Genomic DNA, 21,726 nt, shown 5'->3' with positions numbered 1-21,726 from the left:
TCTCTACTGAAAAATAGAGTTGTCACACCGGTTTTTTACTGTTCAACTATTACTCTTGATTAAAATGAGTTAATGAATCCCACTACTACTGCCTTAAGCACTCACAAAGATTAAGTGCACTAAATCAACTCCAGACGGAATGGAGGGCGTGGTTGTCAGCCGCCAAATTTGTCTTATTGCTTTAGCAATTAGACAAAGGCTCGTATTTGAAACAATTTGGTCTTTATTGGTTCAAATCGATGCCGGCAGCGTTCCACAACCAGTAAGCCCGCAATGGAGTCAGAACCTATTCTGTTTCAAGCAGACACCTTTTGATTAATTAACAGCCAAATTAAAAAATGTTGTCTTCTTCAACATTAGAATTCAATTCGACTAATTTACCAGTTTCCAGGTAAATAATCCATTCGCAAATATTCGTGACATAATCACCAATTCGCTCCAAGTAACTATCAACTAGCATGTAGTCCATACTACCGACAATCGTATCAGGATTTTCTTGCATTTGGCTGAGGCACATTTTATAAATGCGATCGGAATAAGCATCGACATTTTTATCCTCAGCGGCAATTTCCTTAGCTCGTTTCATATCAGCCTTCACATAGGCATCAAGAATTTCTTCAACCATTTGTTTCACTTTAGTCGACATTTCTGCCAAGACTTGTTCAATTTCAGGCACCCGAACATTGCCCTTGACTCGAATTGTTGACTTGGCAATGCTGACCGCATGATCGCCCATTCGTTCCAAATCGGAACTAGCTTTCATGACCGTTACGATCATCCGCAAATCACCAGTAACTGGTTGTTGTAAAGCAATCATTTCAAAGGAGCGCTTTTCCAAATCAACTTCACGCTGATTGATGCGCTCATCAGCCTCAATGACTTCTTTAGCTAGAGTCTTGTCATGATTAATAAAGGCATTAACTGATTTATAAATGGCTTCATTGACCATCATGCCCATTTCTGAAAAGCGGACATGAAGATCATTTAATTCGTCTTCAAAATTTCTTCTAAACATTTAGTAAGCCCACCTCTTTTTTATTTATTGTTACTTTTAGCCGAAACGACCGGAGATGTAATCTTCGGTTTCTTTCTTCTGTGGTTGCATGAAAATATCGCGTGTTGGCCCATCTTCAATCAATTCACCAGCCAAGAAAAAGGCCGTTCGGTCAGAAATCCGCGAGGCTTGTTGCATATTCCGCGTGACAATCACAATGCTATAATCGTCTTTTAATTTTAGCATGGTTCGTTCAATTTCACTACTGGAAATCGGGTCCAACGCGCTAGTCGGCTCATCCATCAAAATAACCTTAGGCTGAGTTGCCAAAACGCGAGCAATACAAATTCGTTGCTGCTGACCACCAGATAAACTCATGGCATTGTCATGCAAACGGTCCTTAACTTCATCCCAAATTGCCGCCGCCTTCAAACTGCGCTCAACTGCTTCATCAAGAACATTTTTACGTTTTTCGCCGGAAATCCGGAGGCCATAAATCACGTTATCATAAATCGAAAACGGAAATGGGTTCGGTTGTTGAAACAGCATGCCGACTTCTTTCCGCAAGGCAACGGCATCCATATTAGGCGCATAAATATCTTGGCCATTAAGTTTGACCGTACCTGTCACTGTTACGTCAGGTACCAAATCGTTCAGACGATTAATGGTCTTCAACAAGCTGGACTTGCCACAACCAGACGGCCCAATCACCGCCGTAATTTCGTTGCGGTGAAAATCGATTGTTACGCCACGCAAAGCCTCTTGCTGGCCATAATACAAATGTAAATCTTGCACAGTAATCATTTCTTTTGGTTCTGCCATGACTAACTCCTTACTAACCAAAGTGACCCGAAACGTAATCTTCAGTTGCCTTAATCTTAGGCCGCGTAAAGATCTTTCGTGTCTCATCATATTCCAATGCGTCGCCTAAATGGAAAAAGGCGGTATAATCACTGACCCGCGCTGCTTGCTGCATATTATGAGTCACAATAATAATAGTGTAGTTCTCTTTTAGTTGGAGTAATGTATCTTCCAGAGTCGCTGTTGAAATGGGATCCAGCACACTAGCTGGTTCATCCAACAAAAGAATATCCGGCTTCATTGCAATCGCTCGGGCAATACAAAGACGTTGTTGCTGACCACCTGACAAAGCTAAGGCACTTTGCTTCAAGTCATCTTTGACCTGATCCCATAACCCCGCTTGCTTCAAGGTTGTTTCGACCATTTCATCAAGCACTTTTTTGTGATGTTCGCCATGACGTTTAGGCGCAAAAGTAATATTGTCATAAATCGACTTAGCAAAAGGATTCGGCTGTTGGAAAACCATGCCAATGTGCTTCCGCATTTCGTAAACATCAATTTGATTACTATTAACGTCCAAACCACGATACATGATTTGGCCAGTTACTTTTGTTCCCGAAATATTATCATTCATTCGATTTAAAGAACGCAAATAAGTGGATTTGCCAGAACCAGAAGCGCCAATCAAAGCCGTGATCTTAAACCGTTCGAAATCTAGAGATACGCCGTGAATGGCTTCTTTTTCACCATAAGAGACGTGTAAATCTTTCGTTGCTAAAGCAATCTCGTGTTGACCATCATCAAGTTGTTTTAAATAGCGATCTGAGCGATCATATTTTTCCATGCTTAGCCTCGCTCTCTTGCCCCAGTTAAATGGCGATATAATTTATTACCAAAATAACGAGCGGCAAAGTTAAATAATAGGACAAATAAAATTAAAATTGCAGAGGCACCAGCTGACACGGCACTAGCATCGGGAATAATCCCTTCAGAATTAATCTTCCAAATATGCACGGCCAAGGTTTCTGCAGAACGTAATGGGTTCAAGGGACTGGCAATATAAGTTGGATTCCAGTTGGTGAAATCTAGTGGCGGTGAACTTTGCCCTGCCGTATAAATTAAGGCTGCGGCCTCACCGAAGACCCGACCAGCACCAAGGATCATCCCCGTTAAAATACCGGGGAGTGCTGAAGGAACCACCACATGGATCACGGTTTCCCAGCGTGACAAGCCTAGCGCATAACCAGCTTCACGTTGTGTGTAATGAACCGCCTGCAAAGAATCTTCAACTTTTCGTGTCAATAATGGTAAATTGAAAACCGTTAAGGCCAAAGCCCCAGACAGAATCGAGAAGCCTAACTTCATATTGATTGAGAAAACCAAGAAGCCAAACAGTCCAACCACCACCGATGGTAAAGAACTTAGAATTTCAATCATGTTACGAATTAAATCAGTTAACCAATTTTTCGGCGCATATTCTGACAAATAAATACCAGCACCTAAAGATAAAGGAATTGAAATTAACATGGAGAGAATTAATAAGTAGAGGGAATTAAAAAGCTGAATCCCAATCCCACCGCCAGCAGCAAACGAACTTGACCGACCAGTAATGAAATGCCAAGTGACGTGCGGCAACCCAGAAATCAGAATATATAAGAGTAAGAAAGCCAATACCGCAATAATGAACACTGAAATCATGTAAAGTACCGTGGTAGCAACTTTATCCCATTTACGTGGACTCATTAACGGATGGCTCCTTTCTTAGCAATTTTACGAATAATAATATTGAAGATTAATGGCATGATCAACAACAACAGCGCCAACGACCACAAAGCATTATTGCTCAATGAACCCATGACTGAGTTCCCCATGCCCATGGTTAAGACTGAGGTCAAGGTTGAGGCTGGTGAAATCAAGTTTCCTGGTAATAACATTGCATTACCAATAACCATTTGCACCGCTAAGGCTTCACCAAAGGCCCGTGACATCCCAAAGACGATTGCTGTAATAATGCCGGACGTTGACGCCCGCAAAACCACTTTATAAATGGTCTGCCAGCGAGTCGCCCCTAAAGCTAAGGAAGCTTCACGATAATTACGTGGGACACTATTTAAAGCATCAATTGTCATTGAAGTTACTGTTGGCAAAATCATGACAAACAAGACAAAGGTCCCGGACAAAATCCCAAAACCACTACCACCAAAAGTCCGCCGAACGAAAGGCACAACAACTGATAAGCCGATAAAGCCGTATACAACTGAAGGAATCCCCACCAATAATTCAATTACTGGCTGCAAAACTTTACGGCCAATTTTAGGTGAGATTTCAGTCATAAAGACTGCGGCCCCAATCGCAAAAGGCGTGGCAACAATTGCTGCCAAGAAGGTCACCGCAAAAGAACCGACAATCATTGGTAAGGCCCCAACTTGCGGATTGCCTTGGGCATCAGTTGCACCAGGATTCCAAATCGTGCCAGTCAGGAATTTCCAGAGATTGACTTTATTAGTAAAGAAAGTTGCCAATCCTTTTGAAGCAACGAAAAAGAAGATCGATACCACGACGGTAATAATAATTAAAATACATAATCCCGTTAAAGTCTTACCAAAGCGTTCGTTTTTGGCTGCACGCGAGCGTTTCATTAAACTAGCACGAATATCATCATTTTTCATGACTGAGTTGGACCACCTTTCCCTGCAAACTACGTGACACTTTCATATCCTTAACTGGAATATAGCCCATTGTGGCCACAACTTTATTCTGGATAGCATCTGATAAAATGTAATCCATGAAACGAGCTGTTAATCCAGTCGGCTTGCCATTAGTATACATATGTTCGTAAGACCAGATTTGCCATTGATTAGTCGTGACATGCTTAGCAGTTGGTGTCACGCCATCAACGTTAACTGTCTTAACCGTTTTATCGACGTAAGGAAAGGCCATATAACTGATTGCGCCTGGCGTGGTGGCCACAATTTGGCGCACCATCCCTGTAGAATCTTGTTCTTGCGCCTGAACCGCACTGCGACCCTTCATCACCCAGCGTTCAAAAGTATCCCGCGTGCCACTACCTTGAGCCCGATTGATCACCACAATTTCCTGGTTCGGACCACCTAGTTGTTGCCAATTCGTAATGTCACCGGAAAAAATCTTTGCTAGCTGCGTCGTACTCAAGTTCTTAATGGGAATTTTTCGATTGATGACTGGCGTAACGCCAACAACGGCGACTTTATGGTCAACCAGTTTGCTAGCATCAATCCCTGATTTCTGACTGGCATACAAATCTGAATTACCAATTTCCACCGAACCAGTTTGAATTTGTGATAGGCCAGTCCCGGAACCACCGCCCTGCACATTAATGAATTCACCAGCGTTTTCCTTGGTGAATTCATCACCGGCTGCTTCAACCAGTGGTTGGAGTGCCGACGAACCGACTGCGGTAATTGATTGACCAGTTTGCTTGAACGAACATCCCGCCAAAATAATCGTTGCCATTGGCAAGATGAATAAAGAAAACCATTTTTTCTTCAAGTTTTAATCCTCCAAAATAACTAACTTAACTAGTATAAATTGGTAATATCACAGTTACACGCGATTCTTGTAAATTGTTTGTAAAGATTACGCGACGTGATTCAAGGGTAGCTTAACGGTAAAGGTCGAACCCACGCCTAACTGGCTTTGAACGGTAATGGTGCCGCCTAATTGATCGACTAAGTTGGCGACGATTGCTAAGCCCAAACCAGTCCCCGCTTGCTGACGACTATGAGCTTGATCAACGCGATAAAAGCGTTCAAAAATTCGGGTTTGATCTTCAGTCGTTAAACCAATCCCAGTATCACTGACAATAATGGTCGTCTGCGTCGCATCAGTCGCCAAGGACGTGCTGATTTTGCCACCGCTTACATTATACCTTACTGCATTCGTAATCAGGTTCTTCAAGATTTCTTCCAGCTTTAATTGGTCGGACAAAGTTGGCCCATGATAATGTTTACTGTCCACAGTGACCGTTAAATGCTGCTGCTTAATTTCTTTGTCAGCAAGTTGTAATTCATGTTGCAATAGCTGATCTAAGTTAACTGATTGCCAACGAATTGGCATTTCCTGATCGGCCCGTGACAATTGTAAGATATCCTGAATCAAGGCTTCTAAATGTTGCGCCTGCTCTAAAATCGTCGTCAAAAATTCTTGACTATGCTGAGGATCATCTTTCGCGCCAGCCAACAAAGTTTCCGCATAACCACTAATGGCCGTTACTGGCGTCCGCAATTCATGACTAGCGTTGGCGACAAAATCAAGCTGCATTTGTTCGTTCTGCTTAATATCGGTTAAATCAAACAACATCACTAAGACTTTAACGTCGGCTTCATTATGATCAGGGCTACCAACTAAGGTGATCACGTCAGCTTCAACAAAGCGACCTTCATCACCAACTAATTGAATATCACGACGCTGGTGCCTTTTGATTTGTGGCTCACGCAAGGCATGTTCGATCATTCGACTCAACGCGTAAGTCTTGACGTAATCAACATAAGTCTCGTCAGCTGCTTGTTGCTCAGGAACGGGCACATCGAGAATCGTGCCTAATGAACTGTTCATAATTTCAACTTTCCCGGCCTGATTAAGTAACATGACGCCCAGCGGTAAATTATTGATCAAAGAACGTAACCCCTGTTCATGCAACTGGGCATCAGCTAATTCCGTGGTCACAAAATGATGAAGTTCTTTTAAACGATTTTCTAAATCAAAAAAAGGATCATCTGGTGTTAATAAAATTGGCTCAGCTTCTTCTTGTTCACCAGTAGCCTGGACATTGGCCGCCATTAAGGCTAACTTCCGCTTTTGATCACGCAGACGTAAGCTGGCTAGCCAAATAAATAGGGCCACTAACAACCAATAAAGAGCACTAAAACTCCACCACATTGCCGCATAACTTTGACTAACTCGTCGCAACGGCTGTAACAAAACCGCTTGACTCTTTTTGGAAGTTGGCGCACTGACTAAATAAAGCAAATAATCTTTATTTTGATATTGTACTTTCGTAAAAGGCGTGCCACTATTCACCAAATTATGATCCGCAACATTACGGGCAATTTTGGCTAATTCACTATTTTGATTGGTCGGCAACGACACTACCTGAACGGAAAAATCCGCCGGCCAACTGGCTGTTTGGGTTTGCACTGTTTTGGTAGTTAGCGCTGAGCGATACTCACTGCCCAATCCCACTAATTGTTGGCGTTGTTCACTGCGAACAAAATGATTGCTCATACCCCAAATCAAAGCATAAAAAATAATTGCTCCCAGTACGAAAATAATCGTTTTGGTTCTTGGCTTATTTCTCATAACTGCTAACCTCCAGACGATACCCAAAACCCCGCGCCGTCAATAAAAACTGGGGATGTTTAGGATCGGGTTCTATTTTGTCGCGTAAATGACTAACTTGCATATCCACCATGCGGCTCATGATTGGCTCATGAGATTGCCAAACTTCTAAAATAATTTGCTGCCGAGAAATCACTTTTTGCCGATTATGAACTAGAAAAGTTAGTAATTCGAATTCTTTACGGGTCAATGGTAATTCCCGGCCGGCTTGACGGAGGAACGTTTCATTCATTTGCCAACTGATCTCACCAAAAGTTACCCGCGCATTTTTAGGCGTGGTCGTTGGCTCTTGAACCCGCCGTCTGATGGCCTTGATCCGAGCCACTAACTCCCGGGGACTAAATGGTTTGGTCATATAATCATCAGCGCCTAATTCTAAACCAATAATTTTATCGGCTTCTTCATGCCGGGCCGTCAACATAATAATCGGCGTCATAATCTCCTGCTGACGCAAATACTTGGTGACCTCGACGCCACTGCGCTTAGGCAGCATTAAGTCCAAAACAATACAATCAAAAGCTTCCGCCTCAGCTAACTGACAAGCAGCCAGACCATCATTAGCCGTCGTAACCGCAAAGCCAGCGGCCGTCAAATTATATTGAATTAAATCGCGAATCGCTGCTTCATCATCAACGACCAGAATTTTTTCCATGATTAAACTCCCTAAATAGAGTGTGAGGGGTTGCGGCTAGTCGGCGTAGCATAACTTCAATTATTTGATTGAGCGGTGCAACCGATCGAGCAAATAATTAAGTTAGGCATAGCCGGCTGCAACCCCGAACACGTTTGATTAGAGTGTGAGGACTGGTGATTTTTTGGCGTAGTGCAATTTCAAATATTTGCATGAGCGGTGCAACCGATCGTGTGAATATTTAAATTGTACCTAGCCATTTACCAGCTCGAACACGTTTTGAATAGAGTGTGAGGAGCGACGCACTTTTGGCGTAGCGTAATTTCGATAATTTGATTGGGCACTGCAAGTGACCGAGCAAATTATCAAATTAGGCATAGCCATTTGTCGCTCCGAACACGTTTGAATAGAGTGTGAGGGAGTGCCGATTTTTTGGCGTAGGGTAATTTCAAATAATTGATTGAGCGGCACCAGCCGATCGAGCAATTATTTAAATTAGCCATAGCCATTTGGCACCCCGAACACGTTTGAATAAATCAACTAACGTCAAGCAAATCGTTATCTTTCCATCTAAAAAAATAATTCAAAATAAGTTACAAACAATTTAAGTATAGCATTTAAAAGGAATTGAGTGTGAAGAAGACCGGGCATTTACTGCTGTTTAGCTGCCAGCAATTAAATCATTCGGCTTGCTTCAATAATATTCGAAGGCAAAAAAATGACAGTGAAGTTTATAAACGGAATAGCGTCTGACTCCATTCCGGCCTTGCTGGTTGTGGAACGCTGCCGGCGTCGATTTGAACCAATTGAAAACCGCAATTGTTTCAAATACGAGCCTTCTTCTAAGCGATAAATCGCTAAGAAGAATTTGGCGGCTGACAACCACGCCCTCCATTTCGTCTGAAGTTGAGGTGGTGCATTTCACTGTTGCTAGCGGTTAAGGCAGTTATTGTGGAGTTACTCAACTCTGCTAAACTGATGTTAATACTAAGTCTGAATATTAAAAACAAAATAGTCTAATTGATAAGCGATTTCCAGTTCTGTAACATGTTGATTCAGTCAATTCTCGAAAACTTGTCAACCAAATTATTAGTTCCCAGCAATCTATTTTTTTAGACCGATAAATAGCTAGGCCCCTGCCGTCCTCTAATTGAGGAGCGACTTACCCATCTCTAGAAAATCTCGAGTTATTCCGGCTGCAAGTACGTTCGCAAAACAAAAAGCCCGCCACAACTTTAAATAGTTGCAACAGACTCTTTATTTTAACTCGTAATTAATTTTAAGCGTTATTACTTAGTTCATTAAACCTTCAAGAAACGACGCATTGAAATTGCGGCACCGAAAGCCCCAATCAACATCGCAATTAAAATCAAGGTTAAGTTTAATGGCCAAACCAATTGGCTAGTAGTCATTAAACTATAGCCAGAAGTAGCTAATTGGCGACCGACTGCATGATAAACGCTGGCATAACCGAAATCAATGATGATCAACGGTACGATTGCACCTAGCAAACCAGTCCAAGCGCCTTCCAAAATAAATGGCCAACGGATATACCAACGAGTGGCCCCAACTAAGCGCATAATTTCGATTTCATTACGCCGTGATAAGATGGTAATCCGAATTGTGTTAGCAATTAAGAAAATCGCCACAATCAACAGTAAGACTGAGAAAGCCACGCCCCAATTCCGCACACTGTCCATCGTCCGGAAAAGCTTACGGGCTTGATCGCCACCATAGCTAGCTTTGGCAACATGCTTGATTTTCGCTGCTTTTTTAGCAATTTTAACAGTTGCTTGAGGATCTTTAGCTTTAAGGGTGAAGACATCGTTCAACGGATTATCATCGCCACCAAACATTTTGAAGGAATTCCCATATTGACTAACAACTTTTTTCAGTTCGTTCGCCTTAGAAGAATAACTGACCGTTTTAACGCCAGCAATCTCCTTCAACTCACTTTTTAAAGTATCCTTTTGTTTCGAAGTTGTCTTGGGTTCAACTAAAACTTGTACTCGAACATCATTTTCAACGTCGCGAGATAGCTTGGTTACATTAAAGACTAAGGCTAATGAAATACCGACTAGTAAAATTGTGACAGCTACACCACTAATTGCCGCAAAAGCCATCCAGCCATTCCGTTTTAAGCTGCGGAGACTATCGCGCAGATGTCTTTTTATCGTTATCCACTTCATGTGTGTATTGTCCTCCTTGTTCGTCCCGAACGATCTGGCCATCAGCAATTTCGATGACCCGATGTGGTAATTCATCAACTATTTGTTGATTATGAGTTGCCATAATAATGGTCGTTCCACTATCGTTAATTCGTTGTAATATTTCCATAATGCCTTGTGTTGTCTGGGGGTCCAAATTACCAGTCGGTTCATCGGCAATTAAAACTTTAGGCCGGTTAACAATTGCCCGCGCAATCGCTACTCGTTGTTGCTGACCACCTGATAATTCATCAGGGAAATGAGTCGCTTGTTCAGCCAACCCGACTTCTTCAAGAACTTGTTCAACAGCCGTTTCAATTTCGGTGTCACTTTTGCCAATAACTTGTAACGCATAACCGATATTTTCAGCGACAGTCATCTTTGGTAATAATTTGAAGTCCTGGAAGACAACGCCTAAAGTCCGCCGTAACTGGGGAACTTGACGCTCTTTCATTTGCCGCAAATCAAAATCATTGATTTGGATGAAACCCTTGGTCGGAATTAATTCCCGATACAATAACTTAATTAACGTTGATTTACCAGCACCACTTTGCCCAACTAAATAGACAAACTCGCCCTGTTCAACTGTTAATGTAATATTTTTTAAAGCCGAGACACCGTTTGGATATTGTTTCTCAACATTTAAAAGCTTTAACATTTTGTCACCTCAATAGACTTTAATCCGGATTTTTCTGTTGTAATTGCCATTGCAAATATCGATACATAAATTCATCAAGGTCACCGTCAAGGACTGCTTGACCGTTACCAGTCTCATAATTCGTGCGGTGATCTTTGACCATTGTGTAAGGATGAAAAACATATGATCTGATCTGTGAACCCCAACCAATTTCCAGTTGTTCGCCTTTGATGGCAGCGTCGCGTTCCCGCTGCTCTTCTTGTTGACGTTGATAAAGTTTGGCCTCTAACATCGCCATGGCCGTCTCGCGGTTTTGTAATTGCGACCGTTGGGCCTGAGAACTGACAACGATCCCGGTTGGCAAGTGAGTAATTCGTACTGCTGATGACGTCTTATTAATGTGCTGACCACCAGCCCCACTAGAACGAAAAACATCTACTCGCAAATCATCAGGATTGATGTCAATATCAATTTCATGGTTTAATTCCGGCATGATTTCTACCGAGGCAAACGAGGTATGCCGCCGCCCAGCTGCATCAAATGGGGAAATTCGCACTAACCGATGAACCCCATTTTCTGAACGTAATAAACCATACGCATTATGACCTTCAATCAAAAGCGTCACACTTTTAATACCAGCTTCATCGCCAGGTTGATAGTCTGCTACTTCAACTTTAAATTGATGATTAGCAGCCCAGCGTTGGTACATCCGCAACAGCATGGCACCCCAATCCTGGGATTCTGTACCACCTGCACCTGGATGAATTTCCAGAATGGCATTGTTGCTGTCATAAGGTTCAGCCAGCAATAAATTCAATTCGTACTGATGTAGCTCGGCTTGCAAATTAGTCAAGTCACTAGTTACTTCGGTTTGCAAATCAGAATCAGGTTCTTCCTGCAATAGTTCTAGACTAACAGAAATATTGTTCGCCAATGTAACTAAATGATTAAAATTATCATACTTTTCCTTTAAGGAATTATTTTCATCGATGACTTTTTGGGCGTGTTCGTTATTTTGCCAGAAATCAGGCTGACTCATTTCGTGTTCATTGAGGGCAATTGCCTCATTTAAACGATCTAAGTCAAAGTGACCCCCTAAATTGCTTTATTTTAGCTTGGGCCGTACTTAATGAATGACGCATTTCCGCCATTTCCATGTAAATCATCCTTTCAATTAACTTGTGCACTAATCAATTCGGTAAAAAAGGTGCTGCCAAACGAATTCATTTGGTTGAGCACCCCCTAATATTACCTATCCAAATTTTAACGACGGATATTTTGACGAATCTCAGCCTTCATGAAGAGCCGGGTGGCATCGTAATCAATATCGGAAATCATTTCTTCAAACATCCGATAACCTTCTTCTTGATATTCAACCAATGGATTCATTTGACCATAGCCACGTAAGCCAATTGACTGCCGTAACTGATCCATTTCATCGATTTGTTGAGTCCAATGATCATCAACAACCCGTAAAATAACAACTTTTTCGAATTCAAGCATTTGACTTGGATCAACCAATTTAGTCTTCTTATCTTGATAATTCTTTTCAATCAAATCATCAAAGTAAGCTTTCAATTCATCGGCAGTCTTATTCTGCAAATCCTCAAGTTTTAACTTATCTTCGCTGATCAATGAAGCAATCGCATAATCATACAAAGCTTGTAAATTCCATTCGCTTTGCGCACCCTGAGTATGCACGTCAACTTGATGAGCAACAGTCCGCTTCATCATTGGCATGAGTACATATTCTAAGCTATCAGTTGCTGAGATAACTTCCATACGTTGGGCATAGATTACTTCACGTTGTTGACGCATAACATCATCATATTGCAACGTATTCTTACGCGTATCGTAGTTATTACCTTCAACCCGTTTTTGAGCTGATTCAACTTGACGAGTGATCATCCGTGATTGAATCACTTGATCATCCTCAGCGACATTTAAGCGATCCAAGAACGCCTTGATTCGTTCGGAACCAAACCGCTTCATCAAATCATCTTGCAATGACAGGTAGAATTGAGTTTCACCAGGATCACCTTGACGACCAGAACGGCCCCGTAACTGATTATCGATCCGTCGTGACTCATGACGTTCAGTCCCAATCACACAGAGACCACCAACTTCAACCACGCCAGGTCCTAATTTAATATCAGTCCCACGACCGGCCATGTTAGTCGCAATGGTAACGGCGCCACGTTGGCCGGCATTCATAATGATTTCAGCTTCTTTTTGGTGATTCTTGGCATTCAAGACGGCATGAGCAATACCTTCTTGATCAAGTAAATGTGACAATAATTCAGAAGACTCAACGGCAACGGTCCCAATTAACATTGGTTGACCCTTGGCGTGACGTTCCTTAATATCGGCCACAACCGCCCGGAATTTACTATCCAAACTTGGGTAGAGTAAATCGGCATGATCTACCCGAATTACTGGCCGGTTGGTTGGAATTGCAATAACATCCATGTTGTAGATTTCGCGGAATTCTTCCTCTTCGGTCTTAGCAGTACCAGTCATCCCGGCCAATTTGTTATACATCCGGAAGTAGTTCTGGTAAGTAATGTTCGCCATGGTTTGTGACTCGTCTTCGATTTTGACGTTTTCCTTAGCTTCAATTGCTTGGTGTAAACCGTCAGAATAACGACGACCATCCATTACCCGACCAGTAAATTGGTCAACGATCATGACTTTGCTGTCTTGAACCACGTAATCAACATCACGCAGCATCACAAAGTTCGCCCGTAAAGCTTGATCCAAATGGTGATTTAAAACAGTATTATCAATATCGTACAAGTTCTTCGTACCAAAATAAGCTTCGCCTTTTTTGATACCTTGTTCTGTTAATGAAATTGATTTTGTCTGCCAATCAATCTTGTAATCTTCGTCTTCTTTTAAAGTCTTCGCAAAGCGATCAGTCCGCACATACATTGCTGTTGAACGCTTAGCTTGTCCAGAAATAATTAATGGTGTCCGGGCCTCATCAATTAAAATTGAGTCAACTTCATCGACGATAGCGTAGTTCAATGGCCGTTGGACCATCTGTTCCTTATAAACAACCATGTTATCCCGCAAATAGTCGAAACCTAATTCACTATTAGTTGAATAAGTAATGTCGCAATTATAAGCTGCCCGTTTTTGGTCAGTATCCATACTGTTCAAGTTCAAGCCGACAGTTAAGCCAAGCCACTTGTATAGTTCGCCCATTTCTTCGGCGTCACGACCAGATAAATATTCGTTGACCGTGACCACGTGAACACCTTCGCCAGTTAAAGCATTCAAATACACTGGCATAGTTGCTGTTAAAGTTTTACCTTCACCAGTTTTCATTTCGGCAATGTTACCCTCATGCAAGGTAATGGCCCCAATGATTTGCACTCTAAAAGGATAGAGGCCTAATACCCGACGTGCGCCTTCACGCACGGTGGCAAAAGCTTCTGGTAAGATTTGGTCTAATGTTTTGCCATTAGCCAATTCATCTTTAAATTTTGCTGTTTTAGCTTGTAATTCCTCGTCTGAAAGTTCAGCGAATTTGTCAGCATAGCTTTCAACTTGATCGGCGATTTTACCCATCCGGTTAACTTCGCGTTTGTCGCTTTCAATCCAGGTTTTTAAAATGTTTGCCATAAATCAAAATTCCTCTCCTGTCAATTAAATTCAATTTGTCATTTGACAGTATTCAATCTATTTTATCATTAAATATACAGACTGTGAATGGATAGCTTAAAATTAAGCCTAATTTGTCAGCAAATAAACAAAAAGCTTATTTATTAGTTTCACGAAGCACTGAACTGCAATTAGCACTTGTTCCTATTATACCAAATTCCCATAAAAAAAACGTCACCAATTACGAGTGCGCTCTGCACCGAGGTGACGTTGTACGGAAATAATTAAATTATTCGTCAGTTTCAATTAAGCCATAACGGCCATCGCGACGGCGATAAACAATACTTGTGCCATTGGTCTCAGCATCTTCGAAAATAAAGAAGTTATGGCCCAGCATATCCATTTGTAAGACAGCTTCTTCAGAATCCATTGGCTTCAAAGCCAAACGTTTTGTCCGAACAACTTTCATTTCGTCTTTCTTAGGTGCCTTTTCAGGTGCATCAATGGCACCATTAGCAGGTCCAGTCAATTCGAAGTCTTTAATGCCCTTCTCACGACTCTTACGATTGATCTTAGTCTTATATTTACGAATCTGACGCTCAAGCTTATCAGTTACTAAGTCAACACTGGCATACATGTCAGGTGAAGTCTCTTCGGCACGTAAAACTAAGTAAGGTAAAGGAATCGTTACTTCAACTTTAGCACTCTTGTCGGAATAAACTTTCAAGTTAACATGGGCAATTGAGTTTGAAGTCTCTTCAAAATACTTATCAAGTTTACTCAACCGCTTTTCGACATAACTGCGGATTGCCTCGGTAACTTCGATATTTTCTCCACGAACATTGAACGATAACATAGTCGTTCGCTCCTTTCAAGTTGCTATCAGTAGCCAATTTACTTATGGCTCACCTTCATTATATCTAAGCGCTTACTAATTAACAAATATAAACCCACGAAAAATTTAACGAGCTAAGGTCAAACTGGTGATTTTGCCACGATAGCCAGCTTGGCGAAGTGCTGATAAGCCGTGATATAACGTGGTTCCCGTCGTATAAATATCATCAAGTAATAAGATTTGTTTAAGTTCATTTTTTTCGGTCGCCGCCTGCTGACAGTAAAAATATTGCGGCGTCCGCAACCGCTGTTGGCGTGTTAACTGGGCTTGATGCGTGTCATGATCATGACACGCCAATAAGGGTGTTATTGGCAGCACCTCACCATACAACCCTAATACCGGATCAAATTGGCGCTGGGCAAAATGGCTCGAACTAGTTGGAATCGGCACAAATAAAACCGACTGCTTAACTGGTTGCGTGGCTTGACGCAAACTACCAGCGAAGACCTGTCGCAATTGATAATCACCGCGGCCTTTATACTGCTGAAAGTAGTCGTGCATCCCGACATTGTAACGAAATAAGGCTTGATTTCTAAGCAGTTCTCCCGATTGTTGCTGCCGGCGGATACAGTCACGACAAACTTCACTTTGTTTCAAGGACCGGCCACAGATCGAACAACAGCTTAATTGGTCAATGGTCTGAAAGTTTTTTTGACAACTAGAACATAATCGATCTTGATAAAATTGACGTTTAAAAAATAAGGCACATAACGAATATTGCGCCACAATTGGCTGTTGACATAATAAACAAATTGTCATCATAAGCCACCGGACACATGATTTAAATGTTTGATTTGCTGACAAGCTTGTTGAATCGCCCGCGTATAAAAATTGCAGCAAAAATAAACTTGTCCGATTGGGCCACCACTTGCCCGATCGGCTCGGCCAGCAATTTGTACCAGATTACTAGCAGTAAATTGCTGATGGTCCGCCGTGAGAATGACCACATCAATATTGTTAAAAGTAACCCCACGTTCCAGAATCGTCGTCGTAAATAACACCGTACCATGATTGGCACGAAAAGCCGCAACTTTGGCCAATCGTTGAGGATCTTTAGCATGAACTGTCGCCACAGCTATTTGAGGAAAAGCTAACTGCCAGGCACTTTGATAACGCGGTAATTGCGCTGCTTGGGGCACAAAAACTAACCAACGCCGCTTCTCAGCTAACAAATATCGGAATAATTGCTGGACTCGATTTGAAAAACCCTTTTTCTTAAAACTGGCGGTAATCAAAATCTGCGGTACTGGCAAATTACGGCCATGAAAACGACGTGGCAAATAATGCAACGGCAACTTTCCCTGTTGACTTTGACGTTGCAAGCTTGCTGGCGGTGTGGCGCTTAAATAAAGGCGCCGACCACCAACCTTCAGCGCTTTATTCACCGCATTTGCCAGCATTGGATTGCCAGCAAAAGGAAATGAATCGACCTCATCAATAATTAACAAATCAAACGCCTGCTTAAATCGAATCAATTGATGCGTAGTGGCAACAACTAATTGGGCTTGATAGTATGGCTGATGTTGCTGCCCATGTAATAAAATCAAACTTGTTTTGCCAAAGGCCTGTTGCAAACGCGGATATAATTCATTACAAACATCTAACCGCGGTGCTGCCAAACCAACACGCTGACCACCTTGCAAGGCAGCGGCAATAATCGGAAAAATCATTTCGGTTTTACCAGCACCGGTTACGGCCCACAGCAACTGAGCTGAAACAGTGTTATCGCAGTACTGTGTTAAAATGGCATTAGCGACTTGCGCTTGTTGCGCTGTTAATTTACCGGACCAAGTTAGTGGATTCGCACTGGCCATTGCTTGATCAACTGGCAAGCTAACTAATTGATCATGCTGGCTGACACGACCTAAAGCCAAACAAGCAGTACAGTATAATGCACCGGTCGCCAACTGCTGACTAGGCGCAACCGGCATCAAACATCGCTGACAAAACCATTCACCCGAATTATTTTGTTCAATACCGTTGGTCACTACTAATTCTGGCCACCAGCTGTGCCAAGTTGGTTCTTGAAGAAATTCTTGTAAATCTTCTGGCAACTCTTGCTGCAATAATTGCCGACCCAATAATAGTTGCCACCAATCTTGACATTGCGCTATCGTGGGTAAAATTGTCACCACCGCCTTATCCTTCAATGGTCAGTTATTATTAAATACGCAAAGGACGTGTGAATCATCGAAAGTTATCGAACAATTGCCACTAATAATCAAGCCGAGTTAATCATTAAAAAATCCCAATTCATTGGCCAGATTTTTCGGGTAACCACAGAAGAAGAAGTTCAGAACTTCTTAGCAGCGACCCGCCAGGCCAATCACAAGGCCAACCATAATTGCTTTGCTTATCAACTTGGTTTGCACAATGAAACTCAGCGTAGTAGCGACGATGGTGAGCCTTCAGGTACAGCGGGCGCACCAATTCTAAACGTTCTGCAGCAAGAAAATCTGAGCAACGTGCTGTGTATTGTGACCCGTTATTTTGGCGGCATCAAGTTAGGTGCTGGTGGTTTGATTAGGGCTTACGGACAAGCGACCACGGCGGCTGTCAATGCGGCTGGTCGAGTCGTCGCTATTCCCCAAGTTAATTACCAACTCATTATTGACTATGATCAATTTGACATCTTAACTCATTATTTGCAGGCACAAAAGATCAGCAGTGAGCAGCCAGAATACGCCGTGCAAATCACCATTAGTATTTGGTTAGATTCGGACACAGCTACGGAACAATTAGCCAATCTCAAAAACCTCCTTAGTGGCCGGGTCCAAATTAAAGAAATTGGGCAAGCATTCCATGAAGTACCGCTAACTGATTAGTGGCTTACTTTTTCAATTTTGAGCAACAATCCTCGCAAAACTGATTCAATGTGCTAGATCTTTGCACGTATTATTGAAAACGTCATTTTTAATTATTTTGTTGCCAATCACTTAAAATCGTTGTTAGATTATTAGCCGTGGTTAATGCCGTCAAAAGACGATCATTCTCGGTTAATTGGTCATTTAGCAACCACCACGATTTTAACTGGTCCATAGTAAAAGGGCTTGTTTTCAACAAATTACGTTGCCAAGTTAGTTCAAACGGAATGTCCAAATAATAAGTCAAACTCGTTGCATCAAAATATTGACTGGCTTGAGTCAACATGGCGCCATAAACATCACGACGTAAAATACCCTCTAAAATAACGATTGGATAGTGACGAGCACCAAATGCCAACAAATCAGCAATTAACTCAATCGCCGGTGAACCCACATGATCATTTGCATGGAGTAATTCACGGCGAAGGACATCTTGATGTAATAACAGACATTGTGCCGTGCCAAAATGTTCTTGTAATTGATTGGCCAGCGTTGTTTTGCCACTAGCAGAATTGCCACGGATTAAAATCAATTTTGACATGTAATTGCCACCTCAATGATGAATTTTATTAAAAAAAGAGCTAGTCATCGTCGTCAATTAACGACTGACTAACTCTTTTAAATTGCTCAATGAACAAAATTATTCTTCATGGTCGCCTGGATGGCGCTCCATCTTATGCACAATTCGTTGAATCAAATGTAATAATGGCTGACGGTCCTCGCCAACTAGGCCGATTGACTCGACAAACAATTCTAAGCCGAACAAAACACCAACAGTTAGTAGAATGCCGCCAATTAAAGTGGATAATGGATAGATTAAGGCAATAAACGCGAAGATCAAAGCCAAGCCATAAATCACTAGCACAGTTTGGCGATGCGACAAGCCTAACTGCATCAAGCGATGATGCAAATGATGTTTATCAGCTTCAGATATTGGCCGCTTGTTTAAAATTCGCCGTAACATTGCATAAACAGTATCGGTAATCGGCACACCCAGAATGATAACGGGAATGATCAATGAAATAAAGGTCACATTTTTTAAACCTTTAAGTGATAATACCGAAATCATAAAGCCAATAAACAATGCCCCTGTATCGCCAAGGAATATTTTAGCGGGATGGAAATTATGTGGCAAGAAACCGATCAACGCCGCCACTAAGGTAAAAATTAAAATTGCGACATAAGTATTGGCGACTGCCAAGAAGAAGTAGGCCATCACGCCCATCGTGAACAGTGCGATAATCGAAACCCCGGTAGCTAACCCATCAAGACCATCAATTAAGTTAACTGCGTTGGTAATCGCCATAATCCAGAAAAGGGTAATCGGCAAGCTTAACCAACCAAGTTGGAACGTGCCTAACCCGGGAATTGAAACAATATTCATACGAATTCCGGCTAAGAAATAAATCACCAAGCCGGCAATAATAATGCCGAGCATTTTCATTTTTGGTGATAACTCACGAATGTCATCGATCATCCCAGTTAGAATAATGATACATTCGCCTAAAGTGATCCCAAAAAGTTCATGACTGGGAAACTGATTTCGCAATAAAATAAAGACTGAGAAATTAAAAGCAATAAAAATTGCTAAACCACCCATTGTCGGCATCGGTTTCTTATTAACACGCCGCGCATTAGGATTATCAACAGCGCCTAAAACGAAGGCTAGCTTTCGAACAAATGGGGTAATTAATGCGGCGATAATCATCGTTAAGAACAATTTGACAATAATGCTAAACATAAATAAACTCGCTTTCTCAGTCAAAACTGTCATTTTACCGCCTAATTGCGGACAAATGTTTTTTATTAAGACTATGTATAACAAAAATAGCCGTGTAGCGGCTATTTTGCGTATTCAACCGTTCGTGTTTCCCGGATAACAGTCACTTTAATATGTCCAGGATACTCCAGTTCAGTTTCAATTTTGTTTTTGATATTACGAGCTAAAATAACTGCTTGATCATCAGAAATTTCTGCTGGCTTAACGATAACTCTAACTTCACGACCTGCTTGGATCGCAAAACTATGATCAACGCCATCAAAAGCATCCGTAATTGATTCCAACTTCTCTAACCGATGAATATAATTCTCTAATGATTCTGAACGTGCCCCAGGGCGAGCTGCTGAAATGGCATCAGCTGCAGCCACAATCACGGCAATTGGTGAGGTTGGCTCAACATCGCCGTGATGTGAGGCAATCGTGTTAATCACAACTGGTGACTCATGATACTTCGTTGTTAATTCAACACCAATTTCCACATGGGAACCTTCAACTTCATGATCAATTGCTTTACCTATATCGTGTAATAATCCTGCGCGTTTCGCTAAATTCACGTCTTCATCAAGTTCAGAAGCTAATACGCCAGCTAATTTTGCTACTTCAATCGAATGATTCAGAACATTCTGACCATAACTTGTCCGGAAATGTAATCGACCAACAATCTTAATTAAATCAGGATGCATTGAATGCAAGCCCAACTCAAAAATAGCTTGTTCGCCAAGATCACGAATGCGTTCATCCATTTCCTTACGAGCCTTTTCAACCATCTCTTCAATGCGAGCTGGATGAATCCGCCCGTCTTGAATCAGTTTCTCCAAAGCAATTCGCGCAATCTCACGCCGAATTGGATCAAAGCCACTTAAAACGACTGTTTCCGGTGTATCATCAATAATTAAATCAATACCAGTTAAAGTCTCTAAAGTCCGGATATTACGACCTTCACGACCAATAATTCGACCCTTCATTTCATCGTTAGGCAAGTTAACCACTGTAACGGTGTTTTCTGTTACGAGGTCAGCGGCACTACGTTGAATGGCGTCGACAACTAAATTCTTAGCCTTCTTATCGGCCTCACGCTTAGCATCAGACTCGCTTTCACGGATCATCACTGCACGTTCGTGGGTTAAGTCGTCTTTCAATTGGTCCGTAATTTCTTTACGAGCGGCCTCTTTAGATAAACCAGCAACTCGTTCTAATTCAGCTGCTTGTTGGTCAACTAATTGCGCTGCTTTGGCTTGTTGAGCCTCCACATTAGTCTGTTTAGCTGCCAAACGGTTTTCGTGTTCTTCCAGATTAGCTTCTTTTTTGTCCAAAGCTGTATCTTTACGATCCAAAGTTTCCTCACGCTGAACTAAGCGATTCTCGGAACGCTGCACTTCATTACGCCGTTCTTTTAATTCTGCTTCAATTTCGCCACGATAACGATGACTTTCATCACGGGCTTCCAATAAAGCTTCTTTCTTAGCTGTTGCTGCTTCTTTTTTGGCTCTTGCAATAATATCCTCAGCAGTATCTTTTGCTTCAGCAAGTTGTTCTTCATAAGTGCCTTTGCGAATAAAATATCCGACGACAACTCCAAGGCCTAACATGATGAATGCGATTGCGAGGATCATTGGTAAGTTTGGTACCATACTTTCCACCTCCGCATCATCAAAAAAATACATTTAGTAAATTTCAAAGATGTTAAATTTTTTTAGATTGATTACACGTCTTTTATTCTAGCGTTTCCCGCGGTGTGTGTCAATGAAACTTCGCGGGTCACAGCCTTGCAACGACGCTAAAAAAACTTTTTTAAGTTGATAAATAATTAAAAAGTCATGTCATTAGTTCCGACTGTTTCGCAAGATTTAACAAAAAAGCTGGTCAGTCCATAACGGACCAACCAGCTTTTATCGCCGAAATTCAACGATTTGATTTTAAAAGATAAATTGTAAC

The 21,726-nt window shown here is 41.8% G+C and carries 21 protein-coding genes; 2 read left to right on the top strand and 19 right to left on the bottom strand.

Going from position 1 to position 21,726, the window contains the following annotated elements:
* Positions 1-139 precede the first annotated feature (139 nt).
* On the top strand, positions 140-319 hold the full coding sequence (locus EKM82_RS11255) for a hypothetical protein (RefSeq protein WP_164508077.1): 180 nt from the start codon (positions 140-142) through the stop codon (positions 317-319).
* A gap of 12 nt (positions 320-331) precedes the next feature.
* On the opposite strand, the gene phoU is transcribed toward EKM82_RS11255, so the two are convergent.
* From phoU to EKM82_RS03315, 16 genes are all read right to left on the bottom strand, one after another.
* Positions 332-1,015, bottom strand: a complete 684-nt coding sequence (gene phoU / locus EKM82_RS03390) for a phosphate signaling complex protein PhoU (RefSeq protein ID WP_125766912.1) — start codon at positions 1,013-1,015, stop codon at positions 332-334.
* Positions 1,016-1,051: 36 nt separating this feature from the next.
* Positions 1,052-1,816, bottom strand: coding sequence for a phosphate ABC transporter ATP-binding protein PstB (gene pstB / locus EKM82_RS03385; RefSeq protein ID WP_125766911.1), 765 nt, complete (start codon positions 1,814-1,816; stop codon positions 1,052-1,054).
* Positions 1,817-1,829: 13 nt separating this feature from the next.
* Positions 1,830-2,639: a phosphate ABC transporter ATP-binding protein PstB gene (gene pstB / locus EKM82_RS03380; RefSeq protein ID WP_125766910.1), complete on the bottom strand. Its 810-nt coding sequence runs from the start codon at positions 2,637-2,639 to the stop codon at positions 1,830-1,832.
* 2 nt (positions 2,640-2,641) lie between these two features.
* A complete protein-coding gene (pstA, locus tag EKM82_RS03375; RefSeq protein WP_125766909.1) occupies positions 2,642-3,538 on the bottom strand; it encodes a phosphate ABC transporter permease PstA in 897 nt (298 codons plus the stop codon).
* Positions 3,538-4,464, bottom strand: coding sequence for a phosphate ABC transporter permease subunit PstC (gene pstC, locus EKM82_RS03370; RefSeq protein WP_125766908.1), 927 nt, complete (start codon positions 4,462-4,464; stop codon positions 3,538-3,540). Before pstC ends, pstA begins: the two co-directional genes overlap by 1 nt.
* On the bottom strand, positions 4,454-5,287 hold the full coding sequence (locus EKM82_RS03365; protein ID WP_125766968.1) for a phosphate ABC transporter substrate-binding protein PstS family protein: 834 nt from the start codon (positions 5,285-5,287) through the stop codon (positions 4,454-4,456). Before EKM82_RS03365 ends, pstC begins: the two co-directional genes overlap by 11 nt.
* Positions 5,288-5,410: 123 nt before the next feature.
* Positions 5,411-7,132 carry a sensor histidine kinase gene (locus EKM82_RS03360; protein ID WP_125766907.1) on the bottom strand — a complete coding sequence of 574 codons (1,722 nt, stop codon included), beginning with the start codon at positions 7,130-7,132 and terminating at the stop codon, positions 5,411-5,413.
* Positions 7,122-7,823, bottom strand: coding sequence for a response regulator transcription factor (locus EKM82_RS03355; RefSeq protein WP_164508076.1), 702 nt, complete (start codon positions 7,821-7,823; stop codon positions 7,122-7,124). The genes EKM82_RS03360 and EKM82_RS03355 overlap by 11 nt, the downstream gene beginning before the upstream one ends.
* A gap of 673 nt (positions 7,824-8,496) precedes the next feature.
* Positions 8,497-8,697 (bottom strand): hypothetical protein, encoded by a 201-nt coding sequence (locus EKM82_RS03350; RefSeq protein ID WP_164508075.1) that lies wholly within the window; start codon positions 8,695-8,697, stop codon positions 8,497-8,499.
* 406 nt (positions 8,698-9,103) lie between these two features.
* The gene (gene ftsX, locus EKM82_RS03345; RefSeq protein WP_125766904.1) at positions 9,104-9,991 is read right to left on the bottom strand and encodes a permease-like cell division protein FtsX; all 888 of its coding nucleotides are present in this window, start codon (positions 9,989-9,991) and stop codon (positions 9,104-9,106) included.
* On the bottom strand, positions 9,954-10,667 hold the full coding sequence (gene ftsE, locus EKM82_RS03340; RefSeq protein ID WP_125766903.1) for a cell division ATP-binding protein FtsE: 714 nt from the start codon (positions 10,665-10,667) through the stop codon (positions 9,954-9,956). The genes ftsX and ftsE overlap by 38 nt, the downstream gene beginning before the upstream one ends.
* Positions 10,668-10,686: 19 nt before the next feature.
* Positions 10,687-11,803 (bottom strand): peptide chain release factor 2 gene (gene prfB / locus EKM82_RS03335; RefSeq protein WP_164508074.1). Its coding sequence is split into 2 segments (ribosomal slippage): positions 10,687-11,730 and positions 11,732-11,803, totalling 1,116 coding nucleotides; the frame shifts between segments, so codons are not numbered across the junction.
* 106 nt (positions 11,804-11,909) lie between these two features.
* Positions 11,910-14,273 (bottom strand): preprotein translocase subunit SecA, encoded by a 2,364-nt coding sequence (secA, locus tag EKM82_RS03330; RefSeq protein WP_125766901.1) that lies wholly within the window; start codon positions 14,271-14,273, stop codon positions 11,910-11,912.
* A gap of 268 nt (positions 14,274-14,541) precedes the next feature.
* Positions 14,542-15,108 carry a ribosome hibernation-promoting factor, HPF/YfiA family gene (gene hpf, locus EKM82_RS03325; RefSeq protein WP_125766900.1) on the bottom strand — a complete coding sequence of 189 codons (567 nt, stop codon included), beginning with the start codon at positions 15,106-15,108 and terminating at the stop codon, positions 14,542-14,544.
* A 105-nt stretch (positions 15,109-15,213) separates the two neighbouring features.
* Positions 15,214-15,744: a ComF family protein gene (locus EKM82_RS03320; RefSeq protein ID WP_125766899.1), complete on the bottom strand. Its 531-nt coding sequence runs from the start codon at positions 15,742-15,744 to the stop codon at positions 15,214-15,216.
* 161 nt (positions 15,745-15,905) lie between these two features.
* Complete coding sequence (locus EKM82_RS03315) at positions 15,906-17,282, bottom strand: DEAD/DEAH box helicase family protein (protein ID WP_125766898.1); 1,377 nt, start codon at positions 17,280-17,282, stop codon at positions 15,906-15,908.
* Positions 17,283-17,333: 51 nt separating this feature from the next.
* On the opposite strand from EKM82_RS03315, the gene EKM82_RS03310 reads away from it, so the two are divergent.
* The gene (locus tag EKM82_RS03310; RefSeq protein ID WP_318531083.1) at positions 17,334-17,972 is read left to right on the top strand and encodes a YigZ family protein; all 639 of its coding nucleotides are present in this window, start codon (positions 17,334-17,336) and stop codon (positions 17,970-17,972) included.
* 88 nt (positions 17,973-18,060) lie between these two features.
* Here the strand turns inward: EKM82_RS03310 and EKM82_RS03305 are convergent, their stop codons facing one another.
* From EKM82_RS03305 to rny, 3 genes are all read right to left on the bottom strand, one after another.
* Positions 18,061-18,552: an AAA family ATPase gene (locus tag EKM82_RS03305; RefSeq protein WP_125766896.1), complete on the bottom strand. Its 492-nt coding sequence runs from the start codon at positions 18,550-18,552 to the stop codon at positions 18,061-18,063.
* A 99-nt stretch (positions 18,553-18,651) separates the two neighbouring features.
* Positions 18,652-19,752 carry a glycosyltransferase family 4 protein gene (locus EKM82_RS03300; protein ID WP_125766967.1) on the bottom strand — a complete coding sequence of 367 codons (1,101 nt, stop codon included), beginning with the start codon at positions 19,750-19,752 and terminating at the stop codon, positions 18,652-18,654.
* Between the two features lie 101 nt (positions 19,753-19,853).
* On the bottom strand, positions 19,854-21,422 hold the full coding sequence (rny, locus tag EKM82_RS03295; protein ID WP_125766895.1) for a ribonuclease Y: 1,569 nt from the start codon (positions 21,420-21,422) through the stop codon (positions 19,854-19,856).
* Positions 21,423-21,726: the final 304 nt, after the last annotated feature.

The sequence above is a fragment of the Lapidilactobacillus wuchangensis genome (genome assembly GCF_003946645.1).
In the GTDB taxonomy this organism is placed as follows: Bacteria; Bacillota; Bacilli; order Lactobacillales; family Lactobacillaceae; genus Lapidilactobacillus; species Lapidilactobacillus wuchangensis.
This window is presented reverse-complemented; position numbering and strand designations above follow the sequence as displayed.

Bases quoted from the DNA above. Each gene is read 5' to 3' on its own strand.
- rny (WP_125766895.1), bottom strand. From the start codon at position 21,422: ATGGTACCAAACTTACCAATGATCCTCGCAATCGCATTCATCATGTTA.
- pstA (WP_125766909.1), bottom strand. From the start codon at position 3,538: ATGAGTCCACGTAAATGGGATAAAGTTGCTACCACGGTACTTTACATG.
- EKM82_RS03305 (WP_125766896.1), bottom strand. From the start codon at position 18,552: ATGTCAAAATTGATTTTAATCCGTGGCAATTCTGCTAGTGGCAAAACA.
- EKM82_RS03300 (WP_125766967.1), bottom strand. From the start codon at position 19,752: ATGTTTAGCATTATTGTCAAATTGTTCTTAACGATGATTATCGCCGCA.
- EKM82_RS03355 (WP_164508076.1), bottom strand. From the start codon at position 7,823: ATGGAAAAAATTCTGGTCGTTGATGATGAAGCAGCGATTCGCGATTTA.
- pstB (WP_125766910.1), bottom strand. From the start codon at position 2,639: ATGGAAAAATATGATCGCTCAGATCGCTATTTAAAACAACTTGATGAT.
- ftsE (WP_125766903.1), bottom strand. From the start codon at position 10,667: ATGTTAAAGCTTTTAAATGTTGAGAAACAATATCCAAACGGTGTCTCG.
- EKM82_RS03360 (WP_125766907.1), bottom strand. From the start codon at position 7,132: ATGAGAAATAAGCCAAGAACCAAAACGATTATTTTCGTACTGGGAGCA.
- phoU (WP_125766912.1), bottom strand. From the start codon at position 1,015: ATGTTTAGAAGAAATTTTGAAGACGAATTAAATGATCTTCATGTCCGC.
- pstC (WP_125766908.1), bottom strand. From the start codon at position 4,464: ATGAAAAATGATGATATTCGTGCTAGTTTAATGAAACGCTCGCGTGCA.
- EKM82_RS11255 (WP_164508077.1), top strand. From the start codon at position 140: ATGGAGGGCGTGGTTGTCAGCCGCCAAATTTGTCTTATTGCTTTAGCA.
- hpf (WP_125766900.1), bottom strand. From the start codon at position 15,108: ATGTTATCGTTCAATGTTCGTGGAGAAAATATCGAAGTTACCGAGGCA.
- secA (WP_125766901.1), bottom strand. From the start codon at position 14,273: ATGGCAAACATTTTAAAAACCTGGATTGAAAGCGACAAACGCGAAGTT.
- ftsX (WP_125766904.1), bottom strand. From the start codon at position 9,991: ATGAAGTGGATAACGATAAAAAGACATCTGCGCGATAGTCTCCGCAGC.
- pstB (WP_125766911.1), bottom strand. From the start codon at position 1,816: ATGGCAGAACCAAAAGAAATGATTACTGTGCAAGATTTACATTTGTAT.
- EKM82_RS03365 (WP_125766968.1), bottom strand. From the start codon at position 5,287: ATGGCAACGATTATTTTGGCGGGATGTTCGTTCAAGCAAACTGGTCAA.
- EKM82_RS03350 (WP_164508075.1), bottom strand. From the start codon at position 8,697: ATGGAGGGCGTGGTTGTCAGCCGCCAAATTCTTCTTAGCGATTTATCG.